This is a genomic window from Saccharibacillus deserti (genome assembly GCF_013618475.1).
Lineage (GTDB): Bacteria > Bacillota > Bacilli > Paenibacillales > Paenibacillaceae > Saccharibacillus > Saccharibacillus deserti.
The window spans coordinates 123650-143000 of sequence record NZ_JABJVN010000001.1; the positions used below are offsets into that span (position 1 = coordinate 123650).

A 19351-nucleotide genomic window follows, 5' to 3' on the forward strand; every position below is an offset into this window, starting at 1 on the left:
TGAACGGGTTTATCCAAAAAGCGCTTCACCCCATTCAAGGGGTGAAGCGCTTTTTCGGGATCGGGGAGCGTGGGGAAACGATCAGAGAGGACTTTTCACGATTTCGATGACATAGTCCCGCGTTTGTTCGTGATCTTCGGCTGCAGCGGTCAGACGGAGAACGGTCCGTTCTCCATCAAGCTTCACGAGGCGGCGAAGCGTATCTTCGATCAGCACGCCGTCTGCATGGACCAATCCGTTTCTGCGGAGCGGAACGGCGAGAAAGTCGACATGGTCCGCGCTTTCCGGCAGATGCAGCGTATAGCCCGTCCGGGAAGGTTCGAACGGAGGCTCCAGTCTGCCGGTACCGAAATCCAGACTCCGCAGCGACGGATCGGGATCAAACGGAGTCAGGACGCGCAGGATCCCGAAGATGCCGGTCTCTTCGCCGCCGACCTTGAACGTCACATCCAGCTGTTCCCGTTCGCCGATCAGTTCCGCCGGCAGCGTATACCGGTGCGAATGGAAACCGCGTCCGATATCGGACGGCGGAACCCCGTCGAAAATCACCGCTTCGCCGGCTTCGATCGTGATCGGCCGGTCGCCGCGGTGGCCGGAGAAAAAGGTCGCTTCCAGCACCTGTTCTTCGCCGGGGCGAACCGTCAGCGTGTAGCCGAACCAGCCGCCGGTCTCGGCGCGGCGGGTCGTGCTGCCGTCCCAGACGTCGACGAACGTTCGCTCGCCGCGAATCCGGTGTTCCAATTCGTATTGGTCGTTGCCGACCGGCAGACTGTCAACGGTATGTTCTTCCGTTCGGCTGCCCCGTTTGGCTTCCCGAATATGCCGCTGCATTTCCTTCGAATCGGCTTCGGCGACCCGCCAATAGATGCCGTAGCGTTCGCCGTGCCGCTTGTAATGCGGTGTGAAGATCAGGCGGTCGTCTTCGTCCGTTCCGCGAAGGACGAATTCGAGGGCGCCGCAGCGCCGTTCCCAACGCGAAGCAAAAGATTGCAGCCATTCGTCCGGGCTGCCTTCGACCGTCAGGAAGTCTTTGACGAGCCTGTTTCTCGTCGGTACGCTCACCGCCACGCCGGTGGCGGACTCGGCCATGTCATCTTGGCCGAGCCCCGCGCTGAGCACGGTGGGGCCGTACTTGAACGCGACCGAATGGGGCGCGTCGGGCAGGCCGACCGCGCGCAGCGTCATCGGCAGGCGCAGCTCGACTTCGTCGCCGTCGCTCCAGACGCGGTCGACAACGGCGAAGCCGTTCTGCGCTTGAACCGGTAGGCGCCCGCCGTTGAGCGTCAGCTCCGCTTCGCCGGACAGCCATTCCGGCAGGCGGAAGCGGAGCGAGAAGCGGCCGGAATGCGGCCGGTTGAGCGATACGGTGAAGAGCACCGTATCGCTGTCCGGCAGGGCGGAGCGCTGCGTAAGCTTCAGGCCTAATTCTTCGGCGTCCAGTTCCGAAGAGAGGTATTGGTGGACGACGATACCGTCCGCGGCGCGGAAATACAAGCTGTCGTTCAGCTTGGTGAAGCTCTCCATGCCCGTGCCGGTGCAGCACCAGAAGTGCTCGAACGGCGAACTGTAGACTTTGAAATAGCCGGTCGCCATCGGTTGGAAATACATCGTCATGCCCGTGTTCGGATGCTGCGACGAGAGGATCGCGTTCAGGAACGTATTCTCGTAGAAATCGGCGTATTTGGCATCGCCGCTCAATTTGAACAGCTCGCGCGACAGTTTGAGCATATTGTACGTATTGCACGTTTCGGCGGTAAAATTGGACCGTTCGCGGTCCAGTTTGTCGGGTTCGCCGAAATGCTCCCATTCGCTGTTGCCGCCGGTAACATAGCTGTGATGGTGGACAACCATTTTCCAGAAGCTTTCGGCCGCTTCCAGATAGAAACGTTCGCTGCCGCCAAGGGTCCGGTAGCGGTTTAGCGCTCCGAGGAATTTGGGGATGGTGGTGTTGGCATGTTTGCCGCGCAGAATATCGCGTCCTTCGCGCACCGGGGCAAACAGCGAATCTTCATCGAAACGGTGTGCGGCATCAAGGTGCGCCGGACTGCCGGTCAGTTTGTACAAATCGTACAGACAATCGTTCATGCCTCCGTATTCCACCGCCAGCACGGCGCCGCGGACCTCCGGCGTCCAGGCCAGAGCCCTCCCCGCGATCCAATCGCCCAGACGGGAAGCGATGTCCAGCGCTTGTTGGCTGCCGGCATATTCGTAAGCGGCGGTCAGACCCGCCGCGATCTTGTGCATCGTATACCAAGGCACCCAGGCAGGCTGTTTGCGCTCGATCCGGTCAAACAGTTCTTCCGGGAAAGCGGACAAATAACCGCTTTCGAACTGGCACTCGTGTAAGCCTTCCACAAGTTCGTCTACACGTTCGCGCAGCTCGGACTCGCCGGATACGGCATAAGCCTGCGCCAGCGCTTTTAGATAATGGCCGAGCGTGTGGCCGCGGATTTCGGTACTTTCCCAGCCGGGATATTTCTCGGCGAGCGGAGGCAGTCCCCGGGTTTCTCGGAACCCCGCCAGCAGCCGATCAAGGCTGTAGCTTTTCAGATAGCGGACTTCCTGGTCAAAAGCGTTCTGCAGATAAGCATCATGGATCCGTACACGGCTCAGCGGATAATCGTCAAGCCGCGCCGAAGGCGCGGTGAATTCGGTAGGCATGGCAGTCTTCTCCCCGTTGACGGAAATATGGAATAGGGTCGCATCCGTTCTGTGTCCAGCTTATCGGCCGCGGCCTTTTGCGTAAATGGCGCAACGTTCGAATAAGTGTCGAAACGTTCGAAAAAATAAACGGAATAAAGCGGTATTCAGCAACCGGAATCCGTTATTTTGTACAAAAACCTTGCAGTGGAGCCTTCTGTCGAGTTTGGGCAGCCTGGAAGGCTAGGTGTCAAAAAGGCAGGCAAACGGGCAGGTGATCGGCCGTCAAATCGGGGAATGCGACGTTGTCAGCCATACGGCCATTTCGCCCCGGCCCCGATTGCCCCATAGATAATAAGGCACCGCGGTCAGGCGGGCCGGTTCGAGCCGCGGAGACTGCGTGCCGTAGAGCGGGCCGCCCACGGAATCCGTATCCGAAAAAGAGGTTACGCTGCGCAGTCCTTGCGTCTCGAGTACCAGCGCGTCTCCCGGCAGATCTTCCGCCGGCCGCTGCATGAACGAAGCCTGCCGCGGCAGCAGCAGCGAAGAGATCTCTTCCCCGTTATCGGCGCTCTCCACACAGTATACGAGCGGTCCCCGCTGAATAGCCGCTTTGTGGGCATCGGCACGTACCCGGCTGTCGGCGTACACAAGCCGGGGCTCGACCTGCAGCTTCGCTTCGACCCGGTCTCCGTTTCTCCACGGCCGGCTCAGAAGCAGGTAACCGTCTTGGAAATCGTCGGCCGAGACGGGGATTTTTTCGCCGTTGACGGTGACGGCGAGGTTCGGCGACCAATCGGGCCGACGCAGGGCCAGTTCGAATACGGCTTCGGAATCGGTCTCGATATCGAACGCCGCCGTTCCGCCCCACGGAAGCTCCGCCTGCTGCCGGATCCGGACATTCGTTCCGCCCAGTTCGGCGGACCAGTCGCTGCCGATATACAGATTGACGTAGACCGTATCGCCGCGTCGGGTATAGATATAACGCCCCAGGGAAGTCAGCAGCCGCGCAACATTGGGCGGACAGCAGGCGCATCCGAACCAGGCCTGCCGTTCGGATTTGACGTGATGTTTGCCCGGATTGTGCGAGCAGGCCTGAGGCCAGACTTCCAGCGGATTGACGTAGAAATAATGCTTGCCGTCCTGGGCCATGGAGCCGAGCACGTTGTTATACAAGGCACGTTCCATTACATCCGCGTATTCCGATTTGGGTTCAAGCAGCAGCATTCGCTGGGCGAAGAAGATCAAGCCGATCGAAGCGCAGGTCTCGGCGTAGACCGTGTCGTTCGGCAGATCGTAATCGAAGGTGAACGCTTCGCCGTGATGCGTCGATCCGATGCCTCCGGTGATATACATCTGGGTCCGCGTCACGTTGTGCCAGAGGCGCAGGCAGGCCCGGTGCAGATCCTCGTCCCCGGTCAGGCGGGCCAGATCGGCCATGGCCGTATACATATACACGGCGCGCACCGCATGGCCCGCCGCTTCCGACTGTTCGCGAACCGGTTTGTGCGCCTGGAAATAGGAGACGTCGAGATGATCCTGAAGATTCGGGTTGAAGTGGCCGCGGCGCCCGCGGCTTTCCCACTCGATGCGCAGGAAATTCGGTTCTTGTCCGCGCTCGTTGATAAAGAAAGCCGCAAGCTTCAGGAAACGGTCTTCCTGGGTGAGCGTGTAGAGCTTCACCAAAGCCAATTCGATCTCCTGATGGCCGTCGTATCCTTTCAGCTTGCCTTCTTCGGGTCCGAAAACCGTTTCGATATGGTCGACCATACGCCGCATAATCCCGAGCAGCTTGTCTTTGCCGGTCGCTTCATAATAAGAGACCGCCGCTTCGATCATATGGCCGGCGCAGTACAGCTCGTGGCAATCGGTCAGATTGGTCCAGCGTCTGCCCGGTTCTTTGATCGTAAAATAGGTATTCAGATAGCCGTCCGGCTGCTGGGCCGCCCCGATCAGATCGATCAGTTCGTCCGCGCGCCGTTCGAGATCGGGGTCCCGCCGGATTTGCAGCGAGTAGCCGACCGCTTCCAGCCATTTGGCCAGATCGCTGTCCTGGAAAACCCAGCCGACGAACTCGCCTTCCGCCTGCTTGGCGGCAATCCGGAAGTTCTGTACGGCACCGCTGGGCTCCGCGCCCGGAGCCCGGTCGTGCAGCGCTTCATATTGATAGGGAATCACCACCTGCCGGGCAAGATCGAGATAGCTGGACCAGAATTTGTCGTTCAGGGCAGCGGATACGGCCGTTCCGCCGGAACGTTCGGAGATCGGATTCATCGGGTTTCTTCCTTTCGTTTCTTGAATAGTCGTTCGATTTACTCCTGTACATTTGTATTATATTCCTTAGAATAAAAGGATACGATTGATAAAAGAAGCTTATTTTTTGTCGGATTTCACACTCAATGAATACGCTTCCTTAAATTCGGGAAAGAAGAGGAGAGGCCTGATGGAACAGGAAGCATCGGAAATTTGTCTGGCGGCCCCGCCGTTTCCGTATTTTACGGAATGCGGCCGCAGCGTGTACCAACCGGGAGACCGTCATCCGAACCGCAGCAATTTGGGAATGTTCGATCTGATCCTGGTGGAGAAAGGAAGGCTGTTTATCGGGGAAGAAGATCGGCAGTGGGAAGTTTCGGCGGGGGGAACCCTGCTTCTTCTGCCGGACCGTTATCATTACGCGGTCCGGCCCTGCACGGAAGAAACGAGTTTCGTCTGGATTCATTTTCGCGCTTTGGCGGAATGGGGAGTTCGGACCGACGGCGATACGGCGTTCGTCGATCGGGAGAGTCATATGAGCCGGTATGCGACGGCTCCTTATACCATGCGTCTGCCGCAGTTCGGCACGCTGCCCGGGGTTCCCGGCAGCAGCGGAGAAGGAGAGCGCCTGCTCCGTCTGCAGGAACGCAGTTTGTCCGGTGCCGTCTGGGAACGGCAGCGATTATTCGAGCAGCTGCTTCGCTCGCTGGATCTTCGCGGCCGGGACCCGTCCGGCAGTCCCGCCGCAAGCGTCGCCGAACGGACGGAACGTTATATCCGGGCCCATTACGCCAAGCCGCTGACCGGCGCCGCCTTGTCGGAAGCGCTGCATTTTCACTACAATTACTTGACCCGCTGCATGAAGCGGGTCAACGGGCTGACTCCGATGGAGTATTTGGAGGAGTGCCGGCTTGAACAAGCCCGGCTTCTGCTGCTGCGGACCGAATCTTCCGTGGCGTCCGTAGCCGAACAGGTCGGCTTCGAGACCGCGCCTTACTTTTCGCGCCGCTTCTCGGAACGCTTCGGCGTACCGCCGCTGAAATTCCGGCAGCGGTATACGCGCTGAGCCGACCGGATCGCGTATCCGGCCGTCCGATCGAAGAGGTGCAGGAAGCGGCGCACCGCCGCGTCAGACGGACCATTCCTGCAGCAGCATAAAAGCGGCCCCCGCCGCGACGGCATTTTCTTTCAGCTCCGCCAGCGAAAAGGCGGGGCTGTATTCGTTTCCGCGAACGATATTCTTGAGCGCGGTCGCGACGGCCGTTTCATACACAAGCGGGTGGGCTTCGATCAGCGGACCGCCAAGCACAACCATGTCGGGATGCAGCACATTGATGAGATTCGCAAGACCGATTCCCAGATAGGCGGCGGCTTCATGGAACTGTTCCTTGACCAGTGCATCGCCGGCATCCAGCGCTTCCGTCAGGTCCGCGAAGCGGATCTGGTCCGGACGACGGTCTGCCAGGAGACTGGGCCGGCCGATCTTGAGCTGGGTGCGTACCCGGTGCTCGAGCGCACGGACCGATACGAACGCTTCCCAGGCTCCGTGGTTGCCCCGGCCTTCGAAACGTGGACCGTCGGTGGCGATAATCATCTGGCCGACCGCGCCTTCCGCATCGGCCGCGCCGCGGATCAGCCTGCCTTCGGACATCATCGCCGCGCGCAGACCGACGCCCGAATGGACATACAGCAGATGCCGGATGTTTTGTCCGCGCAGCGCCCAATGTTCGCCGAGCAGTGCGGTATTCGAACCGTTGTCCAGTCGGGCCGGCACACCAAGGCGCGTCTGCAGCTGTTCGCAGATCGGAACTTCGTCCCAGCCCGCAGCCGGGAAAAATTCGGGACCGAGGATCAGTCCGCGTTCCCGGTCAAGGGGGCCGACGGCTCCGATGCCGATGCCGAGCAGCTTCCCGCGGGGAATGCCGTGCGCGGCAAGGAAGCTTTCCGCCTCGACACCGACACGCTGCGTCAGCCGTTCGGGCGTCATATCGGCATCCATTTTCCAGCGGGTGGACGACAGCAGATTGAGATGCATATCATACAAACCCAGTGTGGAATAGATCCGCGAAATTTCCAGGCCAAGCAGATAACGGTAGGTAGGATGGGTCTGGAACAGGATCGGTTTGCGCCCGCCGGTCGAAGTGCCGAACCCCGAGACCCGAATGATATCCTGCGCGGCCAAATCGTCGAGCAGGCGTGTCATGCTGCTGCCGGTCAAAGCGAATTCGCGCATCAATTCGGCTTTGGATACGGGACCAAGCTCGAGAATGCGGTGATACACATGTTTGCGGATCGAAGGTTGAGAATGGGCGGTAGGCAAGCGAATCTCTCCATTTCCGAGTATGTAAGTTGGTTATGAATCAGTATAAAGGAGCCGCACGCCTATTTCTATACTAAAGCCATGTGAATAATCGACTTTTTGTTGAAATGGTAAAAAGTAGGGCTGCACCCCTCACTATACGGCTTTATTTTCTCTATACGCAATCCTTTTTTATTCTTTTGACAAAACTTAAAACCAAAACGAAATAATGTGGTATAATTAAAAGATTGCCAAGAGAAGTTTTGCAGGACGGAGGAGAAAAAATGCAGGTCTCGGCCGCACCAAAAAAGAAAATGCACATGCTGGGGCAGATTTTCACCGCTTTTCTCAAGATCGGTCCTTCCACGTTTGGCGGAGGATACGCGATGATTGCAACGATCGAACGCGAAATCGTGGAGCGGCGGAAGTGGATGGAGACCGAAGAAATGGCCGATATGGTCTCGGTAGCCGGGTCGGCGCCGGGCGGAGTGGCGGTGAATTCGGCGGCTTTTGTCGGATACCGGCTGGGAGGCTTGGCCGGAGCCTCGGCCGCGGTCATCGGAATTACGCTGCCGACATTGGTCATTGTGCTGGCGCTCAGTTTCACTTTCGCCTGGTTTCGGGACAATCCGAAGGTGGAAGCCGCACTCAAAGGCGTACATGCGGCCATCACGGCCCTTATTCTGCTGGCTGCCTGGAAAATGGCGCGTACTTCGCTGTTCGACGCGGTCACTTTCGGCATTACGGCCGCGGCACTCGCGATTCTGCTCCTGACCCAGGTGCATTCGCTCTGGCTTATTGCGGGCGGTCCGCTAGTCGGCCTGGCCGCGTCATTCATTCGGCGGAAGCGGGGATGGGAAGTGCGCACGGAACCTTCGCACCGCACCGAAGAAGACCGGGCCATGCTGCCTGAATATTATATTTAATCCGGAGTTCGGGCCGTGAACGATCCGGAAATGTAAGGGTTAAGGAGGGAAATTATGCTGTGGGAGCTGTTCGCCCTCTTTTTCAAAGTGGGCTGTATGGCATTTGGCGGAGGATATGCCGTCATGAGTCTGATCCAGCGCGAGACGTCGGATCGGGGCTGGATCGATGCGGAGTCTTTTCGCGAGATCGGCTCGCTTGCCGGAATGGCACCGGGTTCGATCGCGACCAACAGCGCAACGCTGATCGGTTATGCGCAGGCGGGAGCCGCCGGCGCGATTGCGGCCACGGTCGGTATTGTTCTTCCGTCGCTGCTGCTCGTTGCGGTGCTGACCGCCTTTTTCGTCAGGCTGCACGATCGATTCGGAGTCAAGGCGGCTTTTTACGGTCTGCGTCCCGTTGTCGTGGCGCTGATCGTATATGCGGGGATTCATTTCGGCCTGGGAGGTCTGCTGTCGAATCCTCAGCCCGCTTGGACGATGGCCGGAACGCTGTTGATCTGCGGCGGCTGTCTGGTTGCGCTCGTGAAGACCAAACTGCATCCGCTGGCGGTTATTTTGCTGTCGGCCGCGGCGGGCATCATCTGGTTTTGAAAGACTTTGCTTTTTCGGACTCGGCTTCCGGAGCAAAGTCTTTTTCGGGTTTTCATGGTAACCTCTCAGGGAAAGAAACTACTTTTCTTATTATCTTCACAATCTGAGTCCCGAAGTCGATGATATAGATAACCTGTTCACCGTTGTTCAAGACCTGACAGGCGATCGATCACGACTTCTGCGCCGGAGGAGAAACGCCATGAGCATACTGATCGTCGACGATTCGATGATGAACCTCGCTTATTTCAAGCAGGTACTGTCGGAAGCCGGTTACTCGGGCATCGAGACGGCTTCCTCGGCGGAGCAGGCACTCGAACGGCTCGGCATGAGCGGAGGGCGCGTTCCTCGCAAAGCCGCGGCTTTCGACCTGATTCTGCTCGATATCGTCATGCCGGATATAGACGGAATCGAAGCCTGCCGCCTAATCAAAGAATGTCCGCCCTATACCGACCTGCCTATTATTTTCCTGACGGGCGACCGCAGGCACTTTAAGGAAGCGTTCGGAGCGGGGGGAATGGATTTTATCGAAAAAGGAGCGCCCGAATACGAACTGCTCGCACGCGTTCAATCGGCGATCCGCCTCAAAAAGGAAACCGATATTCGCAAAAGCCGCGAAATCGGTCTTGTCAAAGAACTGCAGCTTGCCAAACGGGTCCAAAAAACCGTTCTGCCCCCGCCGATGATCGAGCCGGGGATCGAAATCCACGCCCAGTATATCCAATCGGACGAAGTGTCCGGCGATATGTTCTACTGGACGCGGATCGACGACAAACGCTGCGGGGTCATGCTGATCGATGTGGCGGGACACGGTTTGTCGTCCGCACTGATCAGTATGTCCGTCCGTTCGCTGCTGGACGGCATAGTCAAGCGGATTTCCGATCCGTCCCAAGTCTGCCTGGAACTCAACAAACAGGTGTGCAGCCTGTTTGGCGGCAGCCGGGATTCCATTTATCTGACCGCCATTTATTTGCTGATCGACCAGGAAGCCCGGGAAATCCGCTACTTCAACGCCGGACATCCGCCGGGTCTTTTTTTTCAGACCGATCGTAAAGCGCATTATCTGGAAAGTACGGGCGTGCCTCTGGGCATCCGTAAAACGATCAAAGGAGCCAGCGGCATCTGCCATTATGAAGGTTCGGGAAAAATTCTGCTGTACACCGACGGGCTGGTTGAGACTCCCCGGCAGTCGATCCGTGCGGGAATCGGTCAGTTGGAGCAGTACGCATCCCGAATCCGGTATCTGCCGAACGATCGTTTTACCGAGAAGCTGGCGGTGCTCGGGCGGGGCAAAAGCGATGACGTCTGTATCGTATCCATTCAATTGAATTGAGACGCGATTCGGCCGAAAGGAAGGAATGTCGGTGGAAAGATCCATTACACGAGCCAAAAGTGCCGAGACGGCAGTCGAAGAAGCGCTGAAGCTCTTGGCCGTCAATCGGGAATCCGTACAGATCGAAATTATCGAACCGGGCGGCCGAGAAGTGCTGGGTTTGGGCAGCCGTCCGCAGAAACGGCAGCGTTTTCTATAGAAGAACGGCCGGCTGCCGCTCCGCAGCCCGAAGCGGATATCGTCCGGCTGGCGCGCCGGGCCCAGGTGGAACAGACTTCGTTCTACGAGATTTTGCCCTGCGAAAAACGGACTTACGAAGCGCACTTTTATCCGGAACACGGAGAAGCCCGGATCGTGCTGACGGATATTACGCCGGCGATCGCTTACCGGGAGAAACTGCACGAAGAGACGATGCTGTCGTACCGGGAGATCATGTCGGCGCTCTCGTCCGGCAAAGTCTCGCTCTGCCGACGGAGCAGGAACTGCTTGACCGACTGGGTGGGCGTTTAGCTGCGATTCAGGTCACCGAGCGCACGGATGCAGGGCGAAGCCGGGATCTGGCGGCGGGATTCATGCAGCCGGGAGATCCCAAACGCATCAGGCAGATCAAGCTGGCGGCATCCGAAGCGGCCACCAACGTGCTCAAGCACGCTTTGGGCGGCGAAGTCACTTTGTTTGTCCGCGAACACGCACTGCAGGTGCTGGTCCGCGACGACGGTTCGGGTATTGCGCTGCACGAACTGCCCAAGACGTTTGCCGTTTCCGGCTGCAGCAGCAAAAAGTCGCTTGGACGCGGCTTTGGCGTCATGTATGCTTCGGCCGACCGGATATTTTTGCATACGGATGCCAAAGGCACATAGGTACTGCTGGAATTCGACGGCATCCAGAATGTCGGCGAAACCGTCCCCGAACCGGGAGACGCGCAGGCACAGGGAATATCGCGCTAGATGTCGAACGGGATAGAGCAAGAAGCGGACCTGCAGGTCCGCTTTTTTTGTGCAATCCAGAATGAACGACCGAGGCTGCTTATCAATCTTTTGGATAAGCGAATCGAAAAACTCTATTAGCCCCGCCGTGTTTCCGGTGATAAAGTTAACAGCAATCAATCCCGAGTAAACAAATCGGTGATATGTACTTAAAGCGGGGGTGCCGAAAATGAGTGAAATTTACCGGAGAGCCGAAGCGCGGGATGCGGAGCGGCTGGTCGATATTACGTACCGGGCTTACAAGGTGATCCGCGAGCTGGGTCTGCACTGGCCCGCAGCCCATGCCGATCTGCCGTTGGTGCTGCAAAACATTGGGGAGAACGAATGTTACCTGCTGGAAGCGGACGGTGTCCCGGTTGCTACGTTGACCCTCTCCACCAACGGGGAAAGCAAAGCGATTACGGACCTTCCTTTTTTCAAATGGTTCGCAGCCGATCCGGCCCTTTCCGGTAAAGGGTACGGGGGCCGGCTGATCGATTGGGTCGAGCGCGAGATTGTATGGGGCCGATACGGACACCGCGAAGTGACGCTGGCGACGGCGCAAAAGCATCCCTGGTTGGTGCAGATGTACGAACGCCGCGGATATGAACGCATTCTGGAGATCGATACGAAGAACGGGGACGGCATCATGTACCTGTTCCGCAAAAACATCGCCGATTACCGCTATTCCGATCCATACGCCATTCAAAGGGGATAAATAAAAATGAAGATCGAGACGGGCGCAAGAAAAAGAAAAAACGGGTTGATCGTATCCGCACTGGGTTTGATGCTGCTGGCTTCCGGCTGCGGAGCAAGCGGAGAAAAGACGGCACAGGCATCCGGCTCGGCCGCGGACGCGTCCGGCGAGAAGGTTACGAAGATCGTGGTCGGCACGGGAACCGGATTCCCGCAGGTCTGCTTCCTGGACGAGAACGGCAAGCTGACCGGCTTTGACGTCGAACTGCTGCGCAAGATCGACGAGCGGCTGCCGCAGTACGAGTTCGAATTCCAGACGATGGATTTCGGCAACCTGCTGCTGAGCCTGGAGACGGACAAGATCGATCTCGTCGCCCATGTCATGGAGAAAAATCCGGAGCGCGAGCAGAAATATGCGTTCAACACCGAAGCGTACGCGCATTGGCGCAACCGGATCGTCGTCGCCAAAAACAACGATTCCATCCATACGCTCGATGATCTTCAAGGCAAAAAAGTGCTGACCAGCGCCACGAGCGCCGAAGCGCAGATCGTTGAGAACTACAACAAGGAACATGGCGCCAAGATCCATGTCGTCTATCAAAGCGGTCAGGCCAACGATACGGTCAGCCAGATTGCTTCCGGACGCGTCGACGCGACTATCGCGGCCGATTTCGTGGTTCCGGTTATCGATCCGCAGGGCCAGCTCAAGCAGGTGGGCGAAGAACTCACGTCCGACGATGTGCTGTACGTATTCCGCAAAGACGATGCCGACTCCGCGGCACTGTCGGGCGCCGTCGACGGAGCGGTAAAAGAACTCAAACAAGACGGCACACTAAGCGATCTGAGCGTGGAATGGCTGGGCAGCGACGTCACGGGCGATCATGCTAAATAAAAGAAGAACAGAGTCCTTTCGTTGACGCATGCAGATAACCCACCCGGAAGTCCGGGGTAAAGGAAAGGAGATTGTCGATGGGCGCACCTTTTGAAATCGGCTACGTCTTTTCGTTCCTGCCGAAGCTGCTGGAGACGCTGGGCGTTACGCTCCTGATCGTAGCCGGTTCGCTGCTGACGGGGATCGTGGCCGGATTTCTGGTCGCGCTGCCCCGCATGTACAAGATTCCGGTACTGCGCACGCTGTCCGGTCTGTATCTGTCTTTTTTTCGCGGCACGCCGATTCTGATCCAGCTGTTCTTGTTCTATTACGGACTGCCGGAACTGCTGAAGCCGCTCGGTTTCGACTTGAGCCGCGCACCGGTGCTGTTCTTCGTCATTCTCGCGTATGGACTGCATACCGGCGCCTACGCGGCAGAGATGATTCGCGCTTCGGTCGAAGCGGTGGACCGGGGGCAGGTCGAAGCGGCTTACGCGTCGGGCATGACTTCTTACCGGGCGTTCTCCCGGATTGTTCTGCCCCAGGCGCTTGCCATCGCGGTACCGGTCTTCTCGAATCTGGTCATCGCGCTGCTCAAAGACACTTCGCTTGCCTTTACGCTCGGAGTGATGGAAATGACGGGCAAAGCGCAGACGCTCGGCACGCTGACCCAGCATTTTTTCGAGACGTATATCGCGCTGGCGCTTATCTATCTGGTCATCAGTTTCACGCTCGAAAAGGTACTGCTGGCCGCCGAACAACGATTGAAACGTCATGAAGCACGCGAAGAGAAAGCCGGCCGCAGCTTCAAACTGAGACGAAAAGGCTCGTACCGGGCCGTGCTGGCGGATATCGATGCCGGAAAAGGAGGGAGACTCTGATGCAGCTTGATCCTTCGTTTATTTGGACGGCGTTCTGGCAAATTTTTCGCGCAATTCCGACCACGCTGTCAATCACGGTCGTGTCGGTGCTGCTCGGTTTTGCGATCGGAACGGTAACGGCCCTGGTCCGTCTGTACCGGGTTCCGGTGCTGTCGCAGATGGCGTCGGCTTACGTCACGTTCATTCGCGGTACGCCGATGCTGACGCATCTGCTGTTGATCTACTTCGGTCTGCCGATGCTGATCGACGGATTGGCCGAATCGTTCGGCTGGAGCTTCCGCTCCGTGTCGATTCCCATGATCGGCTTCGCTTACATTTCGTTCTCGATCACGGCCGGCGCCTATATGTCGGAAGTGGTGAGGGCCGGCATGCAGGCGGTCGATCGCGGACAGGTCGAAGCGGCCCATTCCGTCGGAATGACCTCGTTTCAGGCACTGCGCCGGATCTCGTTTCCGCAGGCTTTGGCCGCCGCGCTGCCGAACCTGGCCAACTCGGTGATCGGGATGCTGCACGGTTCGACGCTCGCTTTTGCCGTGTCGGTGGTCGACATCAATGCGCAGGCGCAGATCGTCGCTTCGACCAATTGGAAATTTTTCGAAGCTTACCTGGCGGCGGCTTTGATCTTCTGGGGGTTGACGGCGCTGATCGAACGCGCCGCGGCGCTGATCGAGAAACGGGTCGGTGCTTACAATCGGGGAGGTGTGGCATGATCGAATTGAAAAGGATCTCAAAATCGTTCGGACGCCACCGGGTGCTCCAGGATATCAGTCTGAGTGTCAAGACGGGGGAGGTGGTCGTGATTCTCGGACCCAGCGGGTCGGGGAAGACGACTCTGCTGCGCTGCGTCAATTATCTCGAAAAGCCGGCCAGCGGCGAGATCGCGATAGGCGATTTCAAGATGGACTGCTCGCAGGCCAAGCGCGGCGATATTCTGCGATTGCGGCGCAAAACGGCGATGGTCTTCCAGCAGTACAATCTGTTCCGTCACAAAACGGCGCTGGAAAACGTAATGGAAGCTCTGCTTGTCGTCAAAAAGATGCCGGCCGCCGAAGCGCGGAGCCGCAGCGTCGCCCTGCTTGAAAAAGTCGGCCTCGGCGGCAAGTTGGACGAGTATCCGAGCCGCCTGTCCGGCGGCCAGCAGCAGCGGGTCGGCATTGCCCGGGCGCTTGCGCTCGAACCGGAAGTGATCCTGTTCGACGAGCCGACATCCGCCCTCGACCCCGAGCTGGTCGGCGAAGTTCTGGAGGTCATCCGCGATATCGCCCGCGAAGGGATCACCATGATCGTCGTGACCCACGAAATGGGCTTCGCCCGCGACGTGGCCAACCGCGTCGTCTTTATGGACGGCGGCGTGGTGGTCGAAGAAGGCACGCCCGACGACGTGTTTCAGCATCCGCAGGAAGAACGGACGAAGCAGTTCCTTCGCCGGATCACCCCAGAAGCTAACTGGGTGATTTAGTGCGTTGAACGAAATCTGCCGAAGCCTACGAGTAGGCGCGATTGCGTTCGACGTGCCGGACTTCGGCAAAGCCGTGTAAGCCCAGTCGAGAAAAGAGGCTGTGCCGATGACTCGTGTCAGAGAATCCTTGTTCAATCCGGCAGACCCGCTTCGCATCGACGAAGCCAAGCCGGCGCACTCTCCGGATGCCGGGCTGCCCGCTTCTGTCGATTCGGGGTCCGAACCTTCGCTTGTCTCCGAATCCGAAGAATGGATCGCGATCCGGCGCCATCTGCACCGGTATCCGGAGCTGTCCGGCGAGGAATACGAGACGACTGCCTATCTGCGGGAGCGCTTGGAGAATCTTGGCATCCGGATTGTCAATTACGGCCTTGAGACCGGTGTGATCGCCGAGATCGGCAGCGGAGAAGGTCCGATTGCCGCGCTTCGCGCCGATATCGACACGCTGCCGATCGAAGAAGAAACCGGGCTGGAGTATACTTCTGTCCATCCCGGCAAGATACATGCCTGCGGCCACGATTTCCATGCCGCCGCGCTGATCCGTGCGGCCCAGGCCGAAGAAAGCCGCCGTGTCTAAGTGCCGCGATCTGCTGCAAAACGTCAACAAAGCGGCGTGAAAAAAGCATAAGAAAAAGCCCGTTCGCATGTGCGAACGGGCTTTTGACGCTATAACGGATCGGGATGACACGATTTGAACATGCGACCCCCTGGTCCCAAACCAGGTGCTCTACCAAGCTGAGCTACATCCCGAAATAAATAATTCCTACAGCATTAGATTATACGTACTTCTAACCTAGCTGTCAACTATTTTTTCGGAATAAACTTTCGGGAGCCGATTTTTCGGAAAACGCGCACAAGAAAGACCTACGGAACCGGCGGGCCGAAACGGGGCGCCGCTCTGCCGGTTCGCGTATATGGTTTGGAAAATGGGGCAGGGCTGCTCGATTTGCGGGATGGCGGGACTTGTCTTACGCGAGCTTCTCCCAGTCATACGCGCGAATCCGCTCGTACTCGCTTTGCGTAATCCCGAGCACGGTGCCGTGCTTGAAGCCGTAAGGGAAGCTGAAGCTTGCGTCGGACCGGATAAACCGCCCGTCCGCCAAACTGTCCGCGATAAACGGAACGTAACCCTGGCCTTCGCCTTCCACGCCGTAGAAATCGAGCATGAGGCACCATTTGCCGTCGCGCAGCCGGAACGCGGTGGGAGCTTCATAGACGCCCTGCTCAAGCTTGGCCATTTCTTCGTCAAAAGCAGTATTGCGCACATAATCGTCGCCCGTCAGCGAAGAGCCTTTTTCCAGGATCAGCGTCTCGGGATTGGCTTCGCTTTTGAGGAACCGGTAGAACAAGCCGTCTTCTTCGTAGATCGCCGAGTCGATAACGCCGCTGTCCGCTTTGCGGCAGAGCAGCTTCGGTTCGGTAAAATGTTCGAAGTCCCGGGTGCGGGAATAATAGATGGCTTTCGGACCGTAATCGTTGGACGCATGCGAAGACGACCAGTGCAGGACGTAATCGCCTTTTTGCGGGTCGCGAATGATATCGGGCGCCCACAGGCAGCCGAAATCCTCGCTGCCTAGCTCGATCAGCCGCTGCTCCGACCAGTTGACGAGATCGTCCGACGACCAGAGCGACAGACTTTTGCTTCCGCCGGTTCCGATGTTGGCCCAATCCCCTTTGTATTTGCCGTGAAAAGAGTTCGCCAAGCTGAGGTCGGTCGCAAGAATATGGAACCTGCCTTCGTCCGTACGGACGATCGTATGGTCGCGTACCCCTTTTTCCCCGAGCACGCTTTCCAGGATCGGCCGTCCGCCGTTCACCTGTTCCCAATGAAAGCCGTCCGTGCTGAGCGCGAAGTACACCTGCTCGCCGTCCGGCGTCTTTTTTTCTTTAAAATGCACGAATAGGTAAGCGTCCAAGTTCGATTCCTCTCCTTCGTCGATATCTTTTTCACCTTACCCGTTTGCCGAAAGGCGAAGCAATGAATTATAATAGCTAAAAACTGACGGATCGTGCTTGAAAGGCGATTGGAGGAGGGACGCAATGATCCGGTTGGTCAGCTGCGGATGCCGGTTTACGCACCGCGAAGGCATATCGATCGAACGCCCGCACGGTGCGGGAAATTACGCTTTCGTCTTCTTTCGCTCGAAGGCGGAAGTCACCGTGAACGGACGAAGCCGGCAGGCGGAATCGAATTCGTATATCCTGTTTTCGCCGGACTCGCCCCATGCTTATCGCGACCTCGAACGGCCTTATGTCAACGACTGGTTTCACTGCGAAGGCGAAGGGCTTGAAGAACTTCTGCGGCGGCTCGGATTTCCGACGGACCGGCTGCTCCCGGCTTCCGATCCTTCCCTCGTCCCGAGGCATATTCTGGAGCTTCAGAATACCGGGCGGGAAGGGGGGCCTTTTCAGGAAGAGATCGCGGAACTCGAACTGCGCAGTCTGCTGACCAAACTTGCGGCGGCGCAGGCGCGCGATACGGCTCCGGCCCGGACGCTCCGCTACGCGGAACAATTGTCCCGGCTGCGCGCCGATTTGTACGGTTCGCCGGATGCCCGGGTCTCGGTAGAAGAACTGGCATCCCGGGTAAACTTGAGCAAGTCTTACTTTCAACATTTGTACAAAGAAACATTCGGCTGCTCTGTCGTCACCGACATGATCCGCGGCCGTGTGGAATATGCCAAGTATCTGCTCGCGAGCACCGCTCTGCCCGTCGGAGAAATCGGGAGACTGTGCGGGTACGACAGCGAGACGCATTTCATGCGGCAGTTCAAGCAGTTTGCGGGCATGACGCCGGGTGCGTACCGCAAAGGACTGCACTGAAAAATACCCGCAGCCGATACCGCTATCGGTGCGCGGTTTGTCGAGCTTCTTTTCCGTTGCTTCCGGCAAAAGGGGCGCGTATAATCGAACCCAAGATGAAACCCGTTTCATAAACGAAAAATTCCAAGGGGAAAGAGGAATGCCGATGCGTCCGGTAACCGTCTACGATATCGCAAGGGAAGCCAATGTGTCCGTAGCCACCGTCTCCCGAGTGCTCAACAATACCGCTCCCGTCAAAAAAGAAACCCGGGAACGGATCGTCGCACTCATGCACAAGCATCAGTTTCAACCGAACGCGCTGGCACGAAGCCTGTCGCGCAAGGAGACGGGGATGATCGGATTCATTCTGCCGGATATCACCAATCCTTTTTTTCCCGAGGTGCTGTCCGGGTTCGACTACGAAGCGCGCAAATTGGGTTATACCTATTTCCTGTGCGATACGATTTCCACGAACGAAGAAAACGAGCGCCTGTACGATCGCCAATATGAACGCGAGTCCCAGTATCTAAGTCTGCTGATGGAGAAACAGGTCGACGGCATCGTAATGATTGGCGGACGGGTGGATCTGGCCAAACCGGGCGAAGAATTGGCGCGCGAAGTCGAGGAAGCGGCCAAGCGGGTGCCGGTTCTGCTGCTCAACGGCAATCTGCCGCAGACCCATCTCAACCGGATCGCCGCCGACCAGAAGCTGGGAGCGCAGCTCGCCGTGCAGCATTTGATCGAACTGGGCCATCGGGATATTGCCGTGATCGGCGGTTATGCCAAGATGACCAATACCCAGCAGCGGCTGCTCGGCTTCCGTACCGCAGTGAAGGAAGCGGGACTGAACGTACGCAAGGAGTGGGTACTGACCGAAGGGTTTTCCGTGCAAAAAGGCCAGGAATTCGCTTCGCGCCTTCTGGGGGCGAAGCGCCGTCCGTCGGCTATTTTCTGCATGAACGATCTGCTGGCGATCGGTGCGATCAAAGCGGCTCACCGTTTCGGGATCCGGGTGCCGGAGCAGCTGTCGATCGTCGGATACGACGATATTCCGCAGGCGACCTACAGTATTCCGGAGCTGACGACCGTTTCGCTCCAGTCTCAGGAAATCGGCCGTCAAGCTGCGAAAACACTGGACAAAATGATCGCCGGCAAAAAAGTTCCGCGTCTGCAGTCCATCATGCCGGAACTGATCGTACGCGAAACGACGGCCCCCTTCACGGAGCCGTCCGCCTAAAAAATATTGCGAAAAATATTGACAACAGCAGAAACAGGGATTATTCTGATTTCAAAAGAAAGCCCTTACATTCTGGTTTTGGATGAAACGGGTTTCACTAAAAGTCGCCGTACTGGTACCTTGTTAACTCTTAATCCGAGGTTTACGTTCTCTTCAAACGCACACGCTTTAGGTGCGTTTGAAGAGGGCGTAACCTTACCTCTAGCGTTGACAAGGTACTAACAGGGAGCTATCCGGGAATATCGCTTAAACTCGTATTTTAAGTATGAGAAGAACGCATAAACCTGACAAGATAGGTCCCTTTTTACGGCTGCAAAAATGTAATCGGTTTCATAATTGGACGTTCTCGTCGACCTGAGAAGGAGGGGATTGCATTGTCCGTATTGACCGAGAAAGAAAGT

General features: G+C 57.7%; 18 protein-coding genes, 1 tRNA gene and 1 pseudogene. 15 read left to right on the forward strand and 5 right to left on the reverse strand.

The window, feature by feature from the left end:
• Window positions 1–81: 81 nt before the first annotated feature.
• Window positions 82–2661 (reverse strand): beta-L-arabinofuranosidase domain-containing protein, encoded by a 2580-nt coding sequence (locus HOP44_RS00565; RefSeq protein WP_172249630.1) that lies wholly within the window; start codon window positions 2659–2661, stop codon window positions 82–84.
• A 264-nt stretch (window positions 2662–2925) separates the two neighbouring features.
• Window positions 2926–4914, reverse strand: a complete 1989-nt coding sequence (locus HOP44_RS00570) for a glycoside hydrolase family 127 protein (RefSeq protein ID WP_172249632.1) — start codon at window positions 4912–4914, stop codon at window positions 2926–2928.
• 169 nt (window positions 4915–5083) lie between these two features.
• Between HOP44_RS00570 and HOP44_RS00575 the strand changes: the two genes are divergently transcribed.
• Window positions 5084–5959, forward strand: coding sequence for a helix-turn-helix transcriptional regulator (locus HOP44_RS00575; RefSeq protein ID WP_172249634.1), 876 nt, complete (start codon window positions 5084–5086; stop codon window positions 5957–5959).
• A 63-nt stretch (window positions 5960–6022) separates the two neighbouring features.
• On the opposite strand, the gene HOP44_RS00580 is transcribed toward HOP44_RS00575, so the two are convergent.
• Window positions 6023–7213 carry an ROK family protein gene (locus tag HOP44_RS00580; protein WP_172249636.1) on the reverse strand — a complete coding sequence of 397 codons (1191 nt, stop codon included), beginning with the start codon at window positions 7211–7213 and terminating at the stop codon, window positions 6023–6025.
• 263 nt (window positions 7214–7476) lie between these two features.
• On the opposite strand from HOP44_RS00580, the gene HOP44_RS00585 reads away from it, so the two are divergent.
• The 12 genes and pseudogenes from HOP44_RS00585 to HOP44_RS00640 form a co-directional block, all read left to right on the forward strand.
• A complete protein-coding gene (locus HOP44_RS00585) occupies window positions 7477–8118 on the forward strand; it encodes a chromate transporter (RefSeq protein WP_172249638.1) in 642 nt (213 codons plus the stop codon).
• A 54-nt stretch (window positions 8119–8172) separates the two neighbouring features.
• Window positions 8173–8709 carry a chromate transporter gene (locus HOP44_RS00590; protein WP_172249640.1) on the forward strand — a complete coding sequence of 179 codons (537 nt, stop codon included), beginning with the start codon at window positions 8173–8175 and terminating at the stop codon, window positions 8707–8709.
• A 199-nt stretch (window positions 8710–8908) separates the two neighbouring features.
• Window positions 8909–10039, forward strand: coding sequence for a PP2C family protein-serine/threonine phosphatase (locus HOP44_RS00595; protein ID WP_172249642.1), 1131 nt, complete (start codon window positions 8909–8911; stop codon window positions 10037–10039).
• Window positions 10040–10070: 31 nt separating this feature from the next.
• Window positions 10071–10238 (forward strand): Jag N-terminal domain-containing protein, encoded by a 168-nt coding sequence (locus tag HOP44_RS00600; RefSeq protein WP_172249644.1) that lies wholly within the window; start codon window positions 10071–10073, stop codon window positions 10236–10238.
• A 65-nt stretch (window positions 10239–10303) separates the two neighbouring features.
• Window positions 10304–10549, forward strand: a complete 246-nt coding sequence (locus tag HOP44_RS00605) for a hypothetical protein (protein ID WP_172249646.1) — start codon at window positions 10304–10306, stop codon at window positions 10547–10549.
• Between the two features lie 62 nt (window positions 10550–10611).
• Entirely contained in the window at window positions 10612–10899 is a 288-nt protein-coding gene (locus tag HOP44_RS00610; protein WP_172249648.1) for an ATP-binding protein, read from the forward strand.
• Between the two features lie 295 nt (window positions 10900–11194).
• Entirely contained in the window at window positions 11195–11722 is a 528-nt protein-coding gene (locus HOP44_RS00615) for a GNAT family N-acetyltransferase (RefSeq protein WP_172249650.1), read from the forward strand.
• Window positions 11723–11728: 6 nt separating this feature from the next.
• Window positions 11729–12592 carry a transporter substrate-binding domain-containing protein gene (locus HOP44_RS00620; RefSeq protein WP_172249652.1) on the forward strand — a complete coding sequence of 288 codons (864 nt, stop codon included), beginning with the start codon at window positions 11729–11731 and terminating at the stop codon, window positions 12590–12592.
• A 77-nt stretch (window positions 12593–12669) separates the two neighbouring features.
• Window positions 12670–13452, forward strand: coding sequence for an amino acid ABC transporter permease (locus HOP44_RS00625; RefSeq protein ID WP_172249654.1), 783 nt, complete (start codon window positions 12670–12672; stop codon window positions 13450–13452).
• The gene (locus HOP44_RS00630) at window positions 13452–14162 is read left to right on the forward strand and encodes an amino acid ABC transporter permease (RefSeq protein ID WP_172249656.1); all 711 of its coding nucleotides are present in this window, start codon (window positions 13452–13454) and stop codon (window positions 14160–14162) included. The genes HOP44_RS00625 and HOP44_RS00630 overlap by 1 nt, the downstream gene beginning before the upstream one ends.
• Entirely contained in the window at window positions 14159–14911 is a 753-nt protein-coding gene (locus tag HOP44_RS00635) for an amino acid ABC transporter ATP-binding protein (protein WP_172249658.1), read from the forward strand. The genes HOP44_RS00630 and HOP44_RS00635 overlap by 4 nt, the downstream gene beginning before the upstream one ends.
• A gap of 193 nt (window positions 14912–15104) precedes the next feature.
• Window positions 15105–15479: pseudogene (locus HOP44_RS00640) on the forward strand (M20/M25/M40 family metallo-hydrolase); the annotation flags it as partial.
• Between the two features lie 108 nt (window positions 15480–15587).
• Here HOP44_RS00640 and HOP44_RS00645 read toward each other — a convergent pair.
• Together HOP44_RS00645 and HOP44_RS00650 are read right to left on the reverse strand one after the other, a co-directional pair.
• Window positions 15588–15661, reverse strand: a tRNA-Pro gene (locus HOP44_RS00645).
• A 218-nt stretch (window positions 15662–15879) separates the two neighbouring features.
• A complete protein-coding gene (locus HOP44_RS00650; RefSeq protein WP_172249662.1) occupies window positions 15880–16827 on the reverse strand; it encodes a glycoside hydrolase family 43 protein in 948 nt (315 codons plus the stop codon).
• A gap of 124 nt (window positions 16828–16951) precedes the next feature.
• On the opposite strand from HOP44_RS00650, the gene HOP44_RS00655 reads away from it, so the two are divergent.
• Together HOP44_RS00655 and HOP44_RS00660 are read left to right on the forward strand one after the other, a co-directional pair.
• The gene (locus HOP44_RS00655) at window positions 16952–17734 is read left to right on the forward strand and encodes a helix-turn-helix domain-containing protein (RefSeq protein WP_172249664.1); all 783 of its coding nucleotides are present in this window, start codon (window positions 16952–16954) and stop codon (window positions 17732–17734) included.
• Between the two features lie 139 nt (window positions 17735–17873).
• Window positions 17874–18950: a LacI family DNA-binding transcriptional regulator gene (locus tag HOP44_RS00660; RefSeq protein WP_343059685.1), complete on the forward strand. Its 1077-nt coding sequence runs from the start codon at window positions 17874–17876 to the stop codon at window positions 18948–18950.
• The last annotated feature ends 401 nt before the right edge of the window (window positions 18951–19351 follow it).

Coding starts and splice junctions, on each gene's coding strand:
- HOP44_RS00575 (WP_172249634.1), top strand. CDS start 5,084: ATGGAACAGGAAGCATCGGAAATTTGTCTGGCGGCCCCGCCGTTTCCG.
- HOP44_RS00610 (WP_172249648.1), top strand. CDS start 10,612: ATGCAGCCGGGAGATCCCAAACGCATCAGGCAGATCAAGCTGGCGGCA.
- HOP44_RS00660 (WP_343059685.1), top strand. CDS start 17,874: ATGCCGATGCGTCCGGTAACCGTCTACGATATCGCAAGGGAAGCCAAT.
- HOP44_RS00615 (WP_172249650.1), top strand. CDS start 11,195: ATGAGTGAAATTTACCGGAGAGCCGAAGCGCGGGATGCGGAGCGGCTG.
- HOP44_RS00625 (WP_172249654.1), top strand. CDS start 12,670: ATGGGCGCACCTTTTGAAATCGGCTACGTCTTTTCGTTCCTGCCGAAG.
- HOP44_RS00590 (WP_172249640.1), top strand. CDS start 8,173: ATGCTGTGGGAGCTGTTCGCCCTCTTTTTCAAAGTGGGCTGTATGGCA.
- HOP44_RS00630 (WP_172249656.1), top strand. CDS start 13,452: ATGCAGCTTGATCCTTCGTTTATTTGGACGGCGTTCTGGCAAATTTTT.
- HOP44_RS00635 (WP_172249658.1), top strand. CDS start 14,159: ATGATCGAATTGAAAAGGATCTCAAAATCGTTCGGACGCCACCGGGTG.
- HOP44_RS00570 (WP_172249632.1), bottom strand. CDS start 4,914: ATGAATCCGATCTCCGAACGTTCCGGCGGAACGGCCGTATCCGCTGCC.
- HOP44_RS00565 (WP_172249630.1), bottom strand. CDS start 2,661: ATGCCTACCGAATTCACCGCGCCTTCGGCGCGGCTTGACGATTATCCG.
- HOP44_RS00595 (WP_172249642.1), top strand. CDS start 8,909: ATGAGCATACTGATCGTCGACGATTCGATGATGAACCTCGCTTATTTC.
- HOP44_RS00620 (WP_172249652.1), top strand. CDS start 11,729: ATGAAGATCGAGACGGGCGCAAGAAAAAGAAAAAACGGGTTGATCGTA.
- HOP44_RS00585 (WP_172249638.1), top strand. CDS start 7,477: ATGCAGGTCTCGGCCGCACCAAAAAAGAAAATGCACATGCTGGGGCAG.
- HOP44_RS00655 (WP_172249664.1), top strand. CDS start 16,952: ATGATCCGGTTGGTCAGCTGCGGATGCCGGTTTACGCACCGCGAAGGC.